The 14,746-nt window shown below is 65.3% G+C and carries 15 protein-coding genes and 2 pseudogenes; 6 read left to right on the forward strand and 11 right to left on the reverse strand.

From position 1 onward, the window contains the following. Nucleotide 1: 1 nt before the first annotated feature. From WS78_RS24320 to WS78_RS24330, 3 genes are all read right to left on the reverse strand, one after another. Nucleotides 2–1,849: an Hsp70 family protein gene (locus WS78_RS24320; RefSeq protein WP_038744896.1), complete on the reverse strand. Its 1,848-nt coding sequence runs from the start codon at nucleotides 1,847–1,849 to the stop codon at nucleotides 2–4. Further along, nucleotides 1,846–2,421 carry a DUF2760 domain-containing protein gene (locus WS78_RS24325; RefSeq protein ID WP_038744895.1) on the reverse strand — a complete coding sequence of 192 codons (576 nt, stop codon included), beginning with the start codon at nucleotides 2,419–2,421 and terminating at the stop codon, nucleotides 1,846–1,848. The genes WS78_RS24320 and WS78_RS24325 overlap by 4 nt, the downstream gene beginning before the upstream one ends. A gap of 427 nt (nucleotides 2,422–2,848) precedes the next feature. Next, the gene (locus WS78_RS24330) at nucleotides 2,849–3,610 is read right to left on the reverse strand and encodes a 2-keto-4-pentenoate hydratase (protein ID WP_059582815.1); all 762 of its coding nucleotides are present in this window, start codon (nucleotides 3,608–3,610) and stop codon (nucleotides 2,849–2,851) included. A 576-nt stretch (nucleotides 3,611–4,186) separates the two neighbouring features. Between WS78_RS24330 and WS78_RS24335 the strand changes: the two genes are divergently transcribed. Together WS78_RS24335 and WS78_RS24340 are read left to right on the forward strand one after the other, a co-directional pair. Next, a complete protein-coding gene (locus tag WS78_RS24335; RefSeq protein ID WP_038744893.1) occupies nucleotides 4,187–4,654 on the forward strand; it encodes a ProQ/FinO family protein in 468 nt (155 codons plus the stop codon). A gap of 61 nt (nucleotides 4,655–4,715) precedes the next feature. Further along, a complete protein-coding gene (locus WS78_RS24340) occupies nucleotides 4,716–5,045 on the forward strand; it encodes an H-NS histone family protein (RefSeq protein ID WP_038744892.1) in 330 nt (109 codons plus the stop codon). Nucleotides 5,046–5,256: 211 nt separating this feature from the next. Here WS78_RS24340 and WS78_RS37780 read toward each other — a convergent pair. From WS78_RS37780 to WS78_RS24355, 5 genes and pseudogenes are all read right to left on the reverse strand, one after another. Beyond that, nucleotides 5,257–5,415 (reverse strand): annotated as a pseudogene (locus WS78_RS37780) (ISNCY family transposase); the annotation flags it as partial. Nucleotides 5,416–5,675: 260 nt separating this feature from the next. Then, a complete protein-coding gene (locus WS78_RS24345; RefSeq protein ID WP_063889471.1) occupies nucleotides 5,676–6,383 on the reverse strand; it encodes a DUF4145 domain-containing protein in 708 nt (235 codons plus the stop codon). Between the two features lie 90 nt (nucleotides 6,384–6,473). Further along, nucleotides 6,474–7,046 (reverse strand): hypothetical protein, encoded by a 573-nt coding sequence (locus WS78_RS36265; RefSeq protein WP_156437383.1) that lies wholly within the window; start codon nucleotides 7,044–7,046, stop codon nucleotides 6,474–6,476. Nucleotides 7,047–7,057: 11 nt separating this feature from the next. Beyond that, entirely contained in the window at nucleotides 7,058–7,414 is a 357-nt protein-coding gene (locus tag WS78_RS24350; RefSeq protein ID WP_082717418.1) for a nitroreductase family protein, read from the reverse strand. Beyond that, nucleotides 7,411–8,343, reverse strand: coding sequence for a LysR family transcriptional regulator (locus WS78_RS24355; RefSeq protein WP_038744889.1), 933 nt, complete (start codon nucleotides 8,341–8,343; stop codon nucleotides 7,411–7,413). Before WS78_RS24355 ends, WS78_RS24350 begins: the two co-directional genes overlap by 4 nt. 164 nt (nucleotides 8,344–8,507) lie before the next feature. On the opposite strand from WS78_RS24355, the gene WS78_RS24360 reads away from it, so the two are divergent. The 4 genes and pseudogenes from WS78_RS24360 to WS78_RS24375 all read left to right on the forward strand — a co-directional run. Further along, on the forward strand, nucleotides 8,508–8,969 hold the full coding sequence (locus WS78_RS24360; RefSeq protein WP_038744888.1) for a cupin domain-containing protein: 462 nt from the start codon (nucleotides 8,508–8,510) through the stop codon (nucleotides 8,967–8,969). A 52-nt stretch (nucleotides 8,970–9,021) separates the two neighbouring features. Continuing rightward, nucleotides 9,022–9,825, forward strand: a complete 804-nt coding sequence (locus WS78_RS24365; RefSeq protein ID WP_052145019.1) for an SDR family NAD(P)-dependent oxidoreductase — start codon at nucleotides 9,022–9,024, stop codon at nucleotides 9,823–9,825. A gap of 26 nt (nucleotides 9,826–9,851) precedes the next feature. After that, nucleotides 9,852–10,823 (forward strand): aldo/keto reductase, encoded by a 972-nt coding sequence (locus WS78_RS24370; protein ID WP_038744887.1) that lies wholly within the window; start codon nucleotides 9,852–9,854, stop codon nucleotides 10,821–10,823. Nucleotides 10,824–11,097: 274 nt separating this feature from the next. Continuing rightward, nucleotides 11,098–11,915 (forward strand): annotated as a pseudogene (locus tag WS78_RS24375) (IS3 family transposase); the annotation flags it as partial. A 24-nt stretch (nucleotides 11,916–11,939) separates the two neighbouring features. Here WS78_RS24375 and WS78_RS24380 read toward each other — a convergent pair. The 3 genes from WS78_RS24380 to WS78_RS24390 form a co-directional block, all read right to left on the reverse strand. Beyond that, nucleotides 11,940–12,776, reverse strand: a complete 837-nt coding sequence (locus WS78_RS24380; RefSeq protein ID WP_038744886.1) for a thioesterase II family protein — start codon at nucleotides 12,774–12,776, stop codon at nucleotides 11,940–11,942. After that, complete coding sequence (locus WS78_RS24385; RefSeq protein ID WP_394335894.1) at nucleotides 12,773–13,687, reverse strand: alpha/beta hydrolase; 915 nt, start codon at nucleotides 13,685–13,687, stop codon at nucleotides 12,773–12,775. The genes WS78_RS24380 and WS78_RS24385 overlap by 4 nt, the downstream gene beginning before the upstream one ends. 72 nt (nucleotides 13,688–13,759) lie before the next feature. Then, the gene (locus tag WS78_RS24390) at nucleotides 13,760–14,665 is read right to left on the reverse strand and encodes an NAD(P)/FAD-dependent oxidoreductase (protein ID WP_059582805.1); all 906 of its coding nucleotides are present in this window, start codon (nucleotides 14,663–14,665) and stop codon (nucleotides 13,760–13,762) included. Nucleotides 14,666–14,746 lie beyond the last annotated feature (81 nt).

Here is a 14,746-nt window from a genome sequence, read left to right on the forward strand (position 1 = left end):
GTTACGCATTCGCGCCGCCGCGCACGTCGAATTCGACTTTCCAGCGCTCGTTCGCGCCGCTTTGCACGGCCTCGAGCTCGAGCGTGCCGGCCTCCGTCACGCGCGCATGCAGCTTCACGGGCACGATTTCGCCGGGCGTGCGCCCCTCGGGCGGCAGCGTGGCCTCGATCGCCTCGAGCTCCTGGAGTTCGTCGGGCGACCAGAAATCGAGCAGCGTGCCGACCTGATCCTGGCGGCGCACCGACGAACCGAAAAAGCGGAAATGCACCGGTTCGCCGACCACGAGGCCGAATTCCTGCGGCGGCAACGCGGCGTCGGAGCCTTCCTCCATGCCGAACGGCGCGACGCACAGCGCCTGGATCGGCGGCTCGAGGCCGGGCACGGCGGGCATCGCCGATTCGACCGCGATGTAATACGCGCGCGCCGTGCCGCCGCGGATGCGTACGCCTTTGCCGCGCTTCACGTAGCCGTAATACGCGGCGCCGCGCGCCACCGCGAGGTCGAGATCGGCGCCGCCGAGCAGCCGGGCGGGCGCCGCGCCGTCGGTGGCGAGCCAGCCGTTGAGCGTGCCGAGAATACGCTCGACGAGCAGCGGCGACTTGAACACGCCGCCGTTGAACAGCACGGCGGTCGGATGCAGGAAGCTCGCCGACGCGTCGTGCACGTCCCGCAAGCCGTCGAGTTCCGCGAGCGCCGCCACCTGCCGGCCGAGAAACGCCGCGAGGTGCCGCGTGACGCCGGCATCCTGCGCGTACGGCAGGCCGAGCTGCGTCAAGCCCGCGCGCGTGCGGCTCACGGGCCGCGCCGACGCGTCGACTTGCGGGAAGAAGCCTTCGAGGATCGTCTGCGTGAGCTCCGCGCGCGTGAGCTCGGTGCGGATCGAGCCGCCGATCAGCTTCGAGCCGCGGCTCGGCACGACGAGCGGCGCGGCGTCCGTCGACGGATCGCCGAGCAGCGTCTCCTTCGCGGCGCGGCACGCGTAGGTGAGGGCGCGCAACTGCCACGGGTCCGCCTGCGTGCCTTGCGCGGCAAGCTTGCGCGCGACCACGTGCGCGAGCGCGAGATCCATGTTGTCGCCGCCGAGCAGGATGTGTTCGCCGACCGCGACGCGATGCAGCTCGAGATTGCCGTCGCGCTCGACGACCGCGATCAGCGACAGGTCGGTCGTGCCGCCGCCGACGTCGACGACGAGGATGATGTCGCCGACCTTCACCTCCTTGCGCCATCCGCCGCCGCTTTTCTCGATCCAGCTGTAGAGCGCCGCCTGCGGCTCCTCGAGCAGCGTCATGCGCGCATAGCCGGCCGCCTGCGCGGCCTCGGCCGTCAGCTCGCGCGCGGCCGGATCGAACGATGCGGGAATCGTGACGGTGACGTCCTGCTGATCGAACGGCGCATCCGGATGCGCGTGGTTCCACGCGTCGCGCAGATGGGTCAGATAGCGCACCGAGCTTTCGAGCGGCGACACGCGCGCGACTTCCGGCGGCGCGTCGCTCGGCAGGATGCCCGCGCGGCGATCGACGCCCGGATGGCACAGCCAGCTCTTCGCGCTCGATACGAGGCGAATCGGCGTGCCCGCGCCGCGGCTGCGCGCGAGCTCGCCGACCGCGAAATCGCGCTCGGGCGCCCACGGCAGCGCGAGGTCGCCCGGCGCGAGCTCGCTCGGATGCGGCAGGTACAGAAAGGACGGCAGCAGATTCGGCGACTCGATCGCGCCCGGCGCGGTCAACTGCGCGATGGGCAGCACGTCGAGACGGGTTTTCTCGCCGTCGCTCGACGCGAGATCCACGTACGACAGCGCGCAGTGCGTGGTGCCGAGATCGATGCCGATCGAATAACGCGGCTCGCTCATAGCTCCACCTCGGCGGGAGCGATGACCGACGCGTCGTGGCCCGGGTTCAGCTTCGGCAGCCGGACGGCGTCGACGCGCCAGCCGCGATGGCTGATGCTGCCGCTGAACGGCGGCTTGCCGACGACGTTGCCCGTCAGGCGGATCGCGCTCGCGTCGAAGCCTTCGCCGATCGTCACGCGCGCGCCTTCGGCCTCGTCGCGCACCGGGCGAATCGCGAAGTGCTCGCGCAGCGTGGCGCGGCAGCCGTCGTGCACGAGGCGCGCGGCGGCGCCGATGTCCGCGTCGGAATAGCCGGCGATGTCCTCTTCGACGAAGTCGATGAGGCGCGCATCGCGCTGGAGCAGCCCGAGCAGCTGGAGCGCCGCGTCCGGGGTCGCTTCCTTGACGATCTCGCGCGCGGGCGCCGCCGCGGGTTGGGGCGGCGCGACGGGCGCCGCAGCCGGCGCCGCGGGGGCTTCGCCGTCGCGCAGGCGGCGTGCGCGGCTCGCGAGCTCGCGGTCGCCGAGCACGGAGAAGAACAGGCCGAAGGCGAGCGAAAGCCGGCCGGCGAATGAAATGTTCGGTTCGGTCATGAGGAGAAAGCTCCATTGGGCCCGCCTGAACGGCGAGCTATCCTGCCGGACGCAGGGCGGGACGAGCCGCGAGCGGGCGTCGCGCATCCTGTTCCGGCATCTCGTATCTGAGCCCGACGGGCGCAAAACCCGTATTTTGCCTTGATCTGATGTCGAGCCGGCCAAGGCACGCATGCAAACGGTCGCTTTTTGCGAATTTTTCGCGCCGATCGCGCACGGGAACGCATGCGGCGCAAGGCGCGGGCGGGTGTCGGCGCGGCTTCGGCGCGGCTTCGGCGTAAGTCAGCGCGATCCCATGCAATTCGGGGCGATTCGGGGCGAGCGATCGCGCAGCCGAGCCGTTTCCGGCGCGGCCGCCTTCGTCGAAAGCGCGCAGCATGCCCGGCGGATGTCCTCCGAGGGCGCGCGCGTCGGGCTTGCGCTGCGCTTATGCCAGCTTCACCGAGACGCTGCCGAGCTCGCCGAACCGCACAGTCAACGCCTTGCCGAGCGGCACCTCGATCACCCCCGCATACGATCCGGTGGTCACGATCTGTCCCGCGTGGAGCGTTTCGCCGCGCGCCGCCAGAAAATTCACGAGCCACAGCAAAGGCTTGAACGGATGCCCGTCCGGATGGCGGCCATCGGCCGCCCGGTCGACGCCGCCCTGAAACTCGAGCGCGATGGCATCGAGCGGCGCGTGGAGGCCGTCGCGCACGACCGGGCCGACGCACAAGCCCTGATTGAATTGCCCATCCGCGAGCAGCTCCGGCACGGTCGCGCGCGACGGCTCCGCGTACCGGCAGCCGAGCACCTCGAGCGCGAGCCGGACCTCGCGGATCGCGGCGCGCACCTCGTGCTCGTCGTAAGGCCGGTCGCGCGGCGGCAGATCGCGATCGAGCACGAACGCGATTTCCGGTTCGATCCGGACCGTCCGCGCATCGGCGACGGCCCGCAACGGCTCGGCCGACGCATGGATCGTCGACGCGAAGATCGGCGCGACGACGACCCGGCCCGGCGGCGGCAGCGCGCATTTCCATCCGCCGATCGGCTCGCCGAGCAATTCCGCGACGCGTTGCTGGATCGCGAGCGCCGTCTCGATGTCGTCGGGACGGCACGCATCCGGCAGAAGCGCTCCGGCAACGCCGGCGCGGCGGGCCGCAACCAGATGCCGCGCGGCGCCGTCCACGCGTTCGGGAGTGTTTGTCATGTCGTTCTCGCGAAGAAAAGGGCGGCAAAGGGAGCACGCCGGGATCGGCGCAACGGAAGCGATGATAACGGTTTCATCGCGATCGCATCGCCCGGCGGCCACGCGGCATCGAGGCATTGCATGATCGATGCGCTCGCGGATCGATCCGCCAGCCGGCATCGCGGACAACCCGACACCGGCTGGCGCGCCGGATGTGTGCCGCGCCGGCTCGTCGCCATGCCATCCTGATGCGCGCGGGCCTGCTGCCAATAGGCACCGCTCGGCACCGCTCGGCGCCGTTCGACGCGGCTCCACGCCGCACGCACGACGGCCGCTAGCGCTACGGGGCGCCCGCCGTCACGGCTTGTTCCGCCATGCTCCCGGCGTGCAATCCCCGGCCTCGGCGGCCACGCGAGACGCGCGCTGCATGCGGCCCCAACGTCGGCGGCGAGATCGCCTCTCCATCGGCCTGACGCCCCGGCGCTTTTCGCCGGAAACCGCCGCCGTCGCCGGCATGAACGCCCGGCGACGGAATTGCAAAAACACCCGGCCGTCGGCTGCTACAATCTCGGCTTATTTTTCAGTGGGCTGGAAGTTATGGGCTTTGAGCAACTTGCATCGTTGCGCGATCAACTTGCGAGAGACGCCGCGCGGGAGCGGTCGGAGAAGAAAGCGCAGAAGCGGGACACCAAACCGGCGGCTTCGCCGAGCGCGACGGACCCGGTGGTGCTGACGATCGCGAAACTCCAGAAGCGCTTTCCGCTGGCGTTTCCGCGCAATCCTGCGCCGAAGGTGCCGTTGAAGGTCGGCATTCTCGAAGACCTGATCGGCCAGGCGCAGGCGCTCCGGTCGAGCGAGGCCGAGTTGCGCGACGCGATGAAGACTTGGTGTCGCGGGAACCGCTACTGGACGTGCCTCGTCGAAGGTGCCGTGCGCGTCGATCTGGCGGGCGGCGAAGCAGGGCAGGTATCGGCCGCCGATGCGAAGCGCGCGCGCATGCTGAAGGGGCGTCGCCCGGCGAAGCCCCGGCCGCAACAGGCCAAGCCCGAGCAGGCTCCACAATAGCGACCGACATCCGCGTGCCCGCCGAACGGTGGGCAGCGCATCGATTGAAGACACACATCACGTGACGACCAGCAAAATTCAGACGCTGCAAAAGCAGCTCGGCCACCTCAATTTGCTCCTCGAGGAAGCGAAGAAGAAAGAGAAGGCCGACGTGCTCGCCGCCATTCGGGAACAGGTGAAGCAATACGACATCACGGAGGTGGAGCTGCTGCGGGCGGCGGGCTTCGTGAAAGACAAGCCGAAGAAATTGCCGGCGAAATACTATGATCCGTCGTCGGGCAAATCCTGGACGGGCCGCGGCGCCTGCCCGAAATGGCTGACCGGCAAGAACCTCGACGACTATCTGATCCGGCCGGAGCCTGAGCCATGGTGGCCTGGGGAGAACGCGTAGACGGCGGCGGCCGCACGCGGCAGGCAGCGCCGAGCGCCGCGGTCCGGCATCGTCCCAAAGCCGTTGCTTGTATTCGCCGTGAAACCCGTGGCCTGCGGCCGCGCGACGATTGCTCGTCTTCGCACGCCCGATGCTCCCGCGCAAGACATTCGCGCGGCAGTGCGATGCCGTCCGTCGACGGCGTCGTGACCTCGAAAGAAACTGCGCACCCGCGCTGTCGACCGACCAGCCGGCGAATCTGCCGCGTCGTCAGCCCGAGCCGCTCAGCCACGCGCCACGGCTTGAGCTTGCCGTCCGCCACGTCCTGAATGGCCTTCTTGGATCGATCCAATTCTCGCATCGTCATGATGATCCGTTCCGTCGCTGCCATCGAAGCCTCCAGCGCTGGATTCCCAGCGGCCGATCAGCTTACGACGGGGCGAAAAGCGGATATCTGAACTTGGCCGGAAGCGGACATTACAACTTAATTACTATAGCTATTTATGTCGATAATTTACCTTATGTCAAATTGCCGACGTAGGGCCGCATCGAACCAGCCGCACTCGTTGGTTTGCATAAATTTGTTCTAAAAATTTGCGTAAATTTGTTCCTGTCCACATGGGCGTACTTTCGTGGCGTCATGCTCACGACCTATTCCGGCAGAGCCTTCCCGGGGCGCGGATGCCGCGGCGGAATGCGCTTCGCGATCTCATAGACTGATTTTCCGCTCACCACCGTCCGGGCGACAAATTGCTCCAGCGCGGTGAGCAATTCGCGGAACTCGGGTTCATTCGGCGACCAGCCGCGATGAGCTGCCGCATTTCCAGCGTTCGCTACGGTGGCCAGCACAATCGCCTCAGTCTCGCCAATGAAACCGTTGCTCTTCAGAACGTCGACCTTCTTTTCCAGCGACAAGCCCGGGTCGATCTTTAGAAACTCTGTCGCTCGATCAAGCGCGGTCCTTAGCCCTACCGCAGCCAGAATCAGCGCCCCTGTTGATTTCGCGTCGTAAGTTTGCGTCAAAATCGTGGCGAGCTGTGGGTCTATGCTTGATAAATCCCAAATCCAGTCTGGCCGGTCGTTGCTTTTGTCGGGCATCGGGTAAGTCGTTACAGTGACGGGGTTATACATCTCTTGTGTCCCATCCACACCTATTCGTATGTCCCAGTCCTCAGAATCCCAACTACTGCGCCAATAGAAAACAGTTTCGCAGCCCAGGCATTTCAGCAACCGGTGATCGACTTTCCCATTCGCTGCATTGCGGCCGTCAGTCCACTCCCACGGCTCATCTAAGGCGCCATGAACGCTACAATTCCGCTCGCCATCACATCGCGGGCAATGAGCTTTCAACGTTTCCATATGTTTTCCTGCGTACGGGGCAACCAATCTTTCTCATTGCGCGCGGACAGCGGCGCCGAAAACCCGACCGCTCTACAATGGTCAGTATGGCTACGATGCGATGCTATCAACGAGAATGACCCCGAAGTCTCCACATTCGGGAAAATGCTCTTCAGAGGCAGTCTCACCTTTCAAGACGCACCCGCAGGCGACGCGCGCGTTCCTGAAATGCGCCTCGCACAGTCGTTCGATATTGACATATTCATCTACAAAGTAAAATGAGCCGATATGTCCTTCCCAGACCAATACGTAGCACGCTTGCCCTTGAGGAAACGGCGACATGCCGTAAGCACACATGATATGCGAGCGCTCGTGAGAGTCCGTTATCCGACGAATTTCGTTGCCGAAAAATGAGGCTGGCAAAACCTGCGGCCGAGCGAGACCCAGATAGCCACCGCCAATTGGCGCACCTTGATCAGGCCGAATCCCTTTGCTCCACCCGCTCACGGCAATCACATCCGGGATCCGATCAACTGCTCTGCAAGCGTCGATCAGCAGATCGACATCGACAGGGGCATAACGCGGATTGGTATCTTTTTCCGCTTCATACGAAAATTTCAGGACGCCATTTTCAAGGCTCGCAATGTGCCCGTCGTGTCCAGGCTTAAAGCCGAGAATGAGCATGGGAATGTCTCTCAGGACGCGTTTCTGAGCTTTTCGACAGCAGTCAGCACCTCGGGGGCGAAAGGCGTATCGGCCCCCTCGCCAGCCCCCACAAAAAACAGTACTGATTCATTGATTTCGTCCACGGCCAGCAGACGATTGATTTCTCTGTCAAGGAAGTAGCCTGTCAGCCAAGATTTCAGGCCAAGGCCGGTAGTTACGAGCTGGAAAGTCTGGGCAAGGCAGCCCATATCCAAAAGCGCGACGCGGTAGGCACGGGAGTGCGGGTACTTCCACCACATCTTGTCGAAACGGGACCAAACAACCGGAGCCGGTACATCGGCAGTCAGGCGAACCAACGCGATTGATGATTTGACAAGGCGCATCATGTCGACTCGCTCCCCAATGGGAGCGGCGCAAGCTCCGGGTGTTCGGCTAGTCGCGTAGCTAGAAAATCCATCAACAGCCGGTTCCGTCGCGGCAGATGCGTTCGCTGCGGCATGCACAGGTAGAGCCCGTACCGGCAGGTCGCATGCTTCGTCAGCAGCGGCACGAGCCGGCCCTCGCGCACGTGCGCGTGGACCGAATAACCGAAGAACTGGCCGATCGCGGCGCCGCTCAGCACGATGTCGAGTTCCGCGTCGATGTCGTTGGTCGCGATGAACGGGCGGACCTGTTGCGTATCGACGCGGCCGTCGACGAGGAACTCCCACGGAAACGGCTTGCCCGTGCGCGGATACAGGAACGCGGTGCAGCGGTGCTCGCGCAATGCATCGATCGTGCGCGGCTCGCCGTGGCGGCTCAGATACGCCGGCGCCGCGCAGACGACCAGTTGCAGATCGGCAACCCGCCGTGCAACCAGCCCGCTGTCGGGCAAATCGCCGGTCCGCACCGCGATGTCGATGCGCTGCTCGACGATATCGGCCATGTCGTCGCTGACGATCAGCTCCGCGGTGACGCCCGGCTGCCGATCGCAAAACTCGCCGAGCAACGGCGCGAGAAAGCGCCGCGCCAGCGAGTAAGGCGCCGCGACGCGGATCGTGCCGACCGCTTGCGCGCGATCGTCGTCGAGCATGCGCAGCGCGGTCTCCAGTTCCCCAACCGCGCCGCGACATTGCGCGAGCAGGCGCTCGCCCTCGGCCGTCAGCGCGATCCGGTGCGTCGAGCGCTGGAACAACCGCACGTTCAGCAAAGCTTCCAGCGCGGCGACCTGCTTGCTGACCGCCTGCGGCGTCATGCCGAGCTCGCGGGCGCCCGCGCTGATCCCGCCCGCGACCGCCACGCGGACGAATACCGTCAGCGCCTTCAAACGATCCATTCGGTACTCCCGTCGAACCCGGAACGTCCGGGTGTCCATCAATGGCGTCGAGACGCCGGTCGGTCAAGTTGAATCGGTTTCAACCAAACCGGCGCTATTCGCATGCCGATCCGCTTCGCACAATGACGCTGTCCTGAACGATCCGCCCGAACGGGCCGCACGCCATGAAGCCGCGCTTGTTTTCCGTCGCTTTCCGGGCCGCCACCGCGGCCGCGTCGATCATTGCCGGTACGTCGTCGCCCGCGCTCGCGCAAGCGTCCGACGCCCGCCCCCGCGCCGCCGAAACGGTGCTGCTGCAAACCACGCACGCGTGGGACGGCTCGCCGTATCGCGCATACCCGATACATCAGCCGGAAGTGACGGTCGTCCGCTACACCCTCCCGCCGCACGCCGTACTGCCCTGGCATACGCATCCGTCGATCAACATCGGCTACGTGCTGTCGGGCCACCTGACCGCCGTACGCCGAAGCGACGGCAAGCGGCTGGCGCTCGGCCCGGGCGACGTGGTGCCGGAAATGGTCGATGGCGCCCATCGCGGCGAGACCGGCAACGAGCCCGCCGAGCTAATCGTGTTCTATGCCGGCACGCCCGGCGCGCCGCTGACGATCCCGGCCGGCGAAGACTGAGCGCCGGCCAGCCGGCCGGCCCGTTTCACCCTGACGTGGAGCAACACCCATCATGTCCGATTCACGCATCTTATCAACCCCTTCTACCCCGACGCGGCCCCGGCTCGACGGACGCGTCGCGCTCGTCACCGGCGGCGGCACCGGCATCGGCCGGGCGGCCGCGCTCGCGTTCGCGCGGGATGGCGCCCGCGTCGTCGTCGCCGGGCGGCGCGCGGCCCCGCTCGACGACACCGTGCGCGCGATCGCCAAGCGCGGCGGCGAGGCCTTCGCGATCGCCGTCGATATCGCCTCGGCCAATGGCGTGCGCGCACTCGTCGACGCGACGGTCGAGCGCTACGGCGCGTTGCACGCGGCATTCAACAACGCCGGCACGGAAGGCACGTTCGCGCCGATCGTGGAGCAGACCGAAGCCGACTTCGACGACGTGATCGACACCAATCTCAAGGGCACGTGGCTGTCGATCAAATACGAGATGGAAGCGATGCTCGCGCACGGCGGCGGCGCGATCGTGAATACGTCGTCCTGGCTCGCGAAGGGCGCGCTGGCCGGCTCGTCGACCTATTCAGCGAGCAAGGGCGCGCTCGATGCGTTGGTGCGCGCGGTCGCGCTCGAAGGCGGCCCGCACGGCATCCGGATCAACAACGTGAACCCCGGCATCATCGATACGCCGATGGCGCGCCGCTTTGGCGACGACGAGATGTTTCGACCGTTCGCCGCGTTCACGCCCGCGCGGCGGATCGGCACCCCCGAGGACGTGGCCGACGCGGCCGTCTGGCTGTGCAGCGACGAAGCGCGTTTCGTGACCGGCGAATCGATCCTCGTCGACGGCGGCTATACGATCGGCGGCATGCGCTGACCGCTATCGCCACACAGGATGAACCGATGGAATACGTGAGACTGGGAACCACCGGGCTGAAGGTATCGAAGCTGTGCCTCGGCTGCATGACCTACGGCGATCCGTCGTGGCGGCCGTGGGTCGCGACCGAGGACGCGGCTCGCCCGTTCATCCGCGCGGCGCTCGATGCGGGCGTGATGTTCTTCGATACGGCGGATATCTACTCGAACGGCGAGAGCGAACGCATTCTCGGGCGCGCGCTGCGCGACTTCGCGGTGCGCGACGACGTGGTGATCGCGACCAAGGCGTTCTTTCCGACCGGCGACGGCCCGAATGCGCGCGGGCTGTCGCGCAAGCATCTGTTCGCGAGCATCGACGCGTCGTTGCAGCGTCTCGGAACCGATTACGTCGATCTCTACGTCGTCCACCGCTTCGACCCGGACACGCCGATCGACGAAACGCTCGAGGCGCTCGATGACATCGTGAGGAGCGGCAAGGTCCGCTATCTGGGCGCGTCGTCGATGCACGCGTGGCAGTTCATGAAGATGCTCGCATTCCAGCGGCATCACGGCCTCGCCCGGTTCGCGTCGATGCAGAGCCAGTACAGCCTGATCTGCCGCGACGACGAGCGCGACATGCTGCCGCTGTGCATCGAGGAAGGCATCGCGTATACGCCGTGGTCGCCGCTCGGCCGCGGGCTGTTGGCCGGCTCGCGCGATGCCGGGACGACGCGCGCCGCGACCGACCGGCAGATGGTGTCGTGGTACGACGGCCGCGACGCGGTCGCGGCGACCGTCGAAGCGGTCGGGCAAGTAGCGCGGGCGCGCGGGCTGCCGCCTGCGCGGATCGCGCTCGCCTGGGCGCTGCGGCGGCCCGGCGTCACGGCGCCGATCGTCGGGTTGTCGAAGCCGCATCACGCGGCCGATGCGCTCGCGGCGCTCGACCTGACGCTCGACGATCGCGAAACCGCGTTGTTAGAGGCAGCGTTCGACGGAACGGTCGGACCGGTTCAGTGGTGACGATGCTACGCATCGCCGTCGCTACAAAATGGTAGTCCGTGTGGGACGTGTTGGAGGCAGCCGAAAAAGCGCTCTGTTGCAATAGCGGGTCGCCCGGGATTCACGAATAATCGATCACATATCGACATAAATGTCGTGTGATTCTTAAAGAGAATCACGCGTCTCCACGAACGTAACCGGTGGAGCGACCCCACGTATCTGAGAACACGAGGACTCTCTTAAAATAACGGATAGTCTTGTGCCTATCAGTAAGCCTAGTCATGACGTGGAAAGCATCGAAATTCTGACCGAGCCGGAGCGCCGTCGTCGGCGCACGGCGCAGGAAAAAATCGCCATCGTGCAGGAAACACTGGAGCCGGGAGCATCGGTGTCGGCCGTGGCGCGTCGACACGGCGTCAACGCCAACCAGGTGTTCGGCTGGCGCAAGCAATACCAGGAAGGCAGTCCGGCGGCGGTGAAGGCAGGCGAAGCCGTTGTGCCGGCATCTGAGCTGGCCGCCGCCATCAAGGAAATCAAGGAACTGCAACGGCTACTCGGGAAGAGGACGCTGGAGGTCGAAATCCTGAAAGAAGCCGTGGACTGGGGCCGCTCAAAAAACCTGATTGCGCGCTCGCCCTTGCTGCCAGGGGACGACCGATGAAGACGGTCTGCGAAGTTCTCGGCGTGGCGCGCTCTGCCGTGGTGGTGAAGCAGGCGCGTTCGTCTGACTGGCGCGATGGCCGCCCTGCCCGCCCGACTGACGATACCGGGTTGGTCGAGGAAATTCGGGGGCATGTAGCGCACCTGCCGATCTACGGCTATAGGCGTATCTGGGCGCTGCTGCGTCGTAGTCGAGAGCAGACCGGCGCACCATGCGTCAACGCCAAGCGCATGTATCGGGTTATGCGCGAGTACCGGTTGCTGCTGCGCCGCCCTGGCGTGCGGCGAGACAAGCGGCGCCATGACGGCCGCGTTGCTGTGGACCGCAGCAACGCCCGCTGGTGCTCCGATGGCTTTGAGTTCCGGTGCGACGACGGCATGCCGCTGCGCGTAACGTTCGCGCTGGACTGCTGCGACCGGGAGGTGATTAACATGATGCGTATATCTGGAGGTGTTGCGTTCCGAGCCTTGGTGCGATCACTTCCGCACGTCACATGAATCTGTGAATGGCTGATGCACCGGTGTTGCCAACGGGGTTGCGGCGCAACGCAGCGCATCCGTCAATTCCTCGCTGAGAACCGAAAACAGTTGCTCAGCATTGCCATGTATAAAAAAGTGATCGCCGGGAAGGATCTCGCCGCGAAAGCCGCCGGTAGTGTAAGTGCGCCACGACTCCACCGCCTCCGCGCTGCCTGGTTCGCCACTGCCTCCCAATGCAACGATCCGGCAGTTCAGAGGGGGATGCGGTTTTGCCCGGTAAGTCTCCACCGCCTTGAAATCGGCACGAAGAATCGGGAGTAGCAATGTGATCACTTCGGGATGAGCGAGAATTTCAGGCGGCGTGCCGTTCATGCGTATCACCTCGTCGAGAAATTGATCGTCCGGCAAATCGTGGATCGGCCGTCCCTTCGTAGGCAGATGCGGAGCGCCGCGGCCGGAAACGATCAAACACCTCGGCTCCCGCAGGCGGCGGGCCTGGATGCGCCACGCCACCTCGAACGCCACGCTGGCGCCCATACTGTGGCCGAACAGGGTATAGGGCCGGTCGAGTAGCGGCGCGATCGCCTCCGTCACCTCGTCGGCGATCAGGTCCACCCGATATAGCAACGCATCGCGGAAACGGCGGCCTCGCCCAGGCGGATGCAGCGGACGGACGTCAACCGTCGCCGCAAGCCGTGCCTGCCAGCCGCGGAACACGGATGCGCCGCCGCCCGCATAAGGGATGCAGAACAACCGCTGCATGGCGTTCCCGGCCGACGATGACGGCTCGATCCAGCGGCCGGCGCCGGCTTTCTCCGTCAATTCGAAGCTCACGGCACCACCCTCCGAATAAAGTCGGTTGCCTCTTTTACGGCCGCCTTCGCTTCGGGCAGATAAGGCGTCAGCGTAGGCCAGGCGTGCGGAACCCGATGCCAGACCTTGAAGTCCACCGCGACGTTGGCAACGCGGGCCTTTTCCGCGACCCGTGCGGCGTCGTCCAGCAATACCTCCGTGTCGCTCGCCTGGACGAACAAGGGCGGCAAACCCGAATATTCGCCATAGAGAGGTGAAGCAATAGGGTGATCAGCAGCTGTGCCGCCCAGATAGTACTGGGAAAAATTCGCTACGGCGGCCGCGCTCAGCATGACATCGGCTTCGTCATTCGCCTTCAGGGACGCGCCGGTCGCGGCCAGATCCGTCCACGGAGAAAATAATACTGCGCCAGCCGGCAACGGATCGCCGGCATCGCGCAATGACAGCAACAGAGCAAGCGCGAGCCCCCCGCCGGAGGAATCCCCACCGATGACAATCCGGTCTGAAGATGCGCCATCGGCGAGAAGTTGCCGATAGGAGGCCAATGCATCCTCCACCGCGGCGGGAAACGGATGTTCCGGAGCAAGCCGGTAATCCAATGAAAAGGTACGCGCATCCGCCCCTTTGGCCAACGCACCGGCAATCGTTCGATGCGTGCGGGGAGAACAAAAGCAATATCCTCCGCCATGCAAATAAATGACGATGCGGCGAAGCGAGTCGCGGCGAACCGGATCCGCCGGTTCGATCCATTCGCCGCATAGCGGCCGCGCGGCCATTTCGCGTACGCGCCAGCCCCGGGGAGGTTTCACGCCACGGCTGGACCATTTGGCGCTGTGCGCTCGCATGTCGTGAGCGGACAGCGCCGGTTTTCTGGTCAGGGACTTGGTCGTTTTACGCGATAGCCAGGAAAAGCACCAGTTTTGCCAACTCACGATCATGTTCCCGGTAGATGAAGAAAAATCGGTTGCTCGAAAAGTTGTAGTCCGAATGGATTCTCCTGCGCATCAGGGAATGACCAGCTTTCGATGCGCGACGATGCCCGCGAGCGCACCGCTGCCCACGGCGAGCGCCACGCTGCCGCCTCGCTGCGTGGCGTCGCCGCATGCAAACACGCCCGGCACGGAAGTTTCCATGGATTCGTCGGCACGGATATAAGGCCCCAGCGGCCCGTCTTCGATCGCACACCCCAATTGTTCCGCGACCGGACTCGACAGATGGGTGCGATTCATGGTGAACAGGCCATCGAGCACGATGCACCGTCCGTCGGCGAGCTCGACGCTCGCCGTATCGACGATGCGCGTCACCCGTTCGGGCTCGATCGCGACGCCTCGCTCGGCCAGCGCGTCGCGTTGCTCGTCGTTTGGCTCAAATGTTCCGTTGGTCAGGAGCACGGTCTTGCCCCAGTCCGGCATCAGCAGCGCCAGCAGAGGCGAAATCGAGCCGTTCCCGAGCACGCCGATGCGCCCCTGGTCCAATTCGTAGCCATGGCAGTACGGGCAGTGGTATACACTGCGCCCCCATCGTTCGGCCGCGCCTTCCAAATCCGGAATCTCGTCCACCACGCCGAACGCGAGCACCACGCTGCTCGCGTTGAAGTGCTGCCCCAATGCACTTCGAAAAACAAAACCGGCATCGGTGCGTTCAGCGTGAATCACGGTGTCTTCCAGCCACTGCACGTTCGGATACGCAAGAAGCTGCGCCTTGCCGTTTGCCGCGATCTCTTCGGGCGGACGCCCGTCCTGCCCGATCAAGCCGTGCGAGACCGGGGAGAAGCGGTTGCGGCGCAAGCCGGCATCCACCACGAGCACACGCCGACGCGCACGGGCAAGCTGCATGGCGGCCGATTGTCCCGCATAGCTGCCACCGATCACGACGACATCGAAGCGCGTCGAGGAACGTTCCGTATTCATGAATGATTCATCCTTTGACAAGGGGAAAACCGCGTTTGAGAAAAGCGGATGCGCGGCACCGGGCCGCACTGCCCGCGGGCG

The sequence above is a fragment of the Burkholderia savannae genome, assembly GCF_001524445.2.
Classification (GTDB): Bacteria; Pseudomonadota; Gammaproteobacteria; order Burkholderiales; family Burkholderiaceae; genus Burkholderia; species Burkholderia savannae.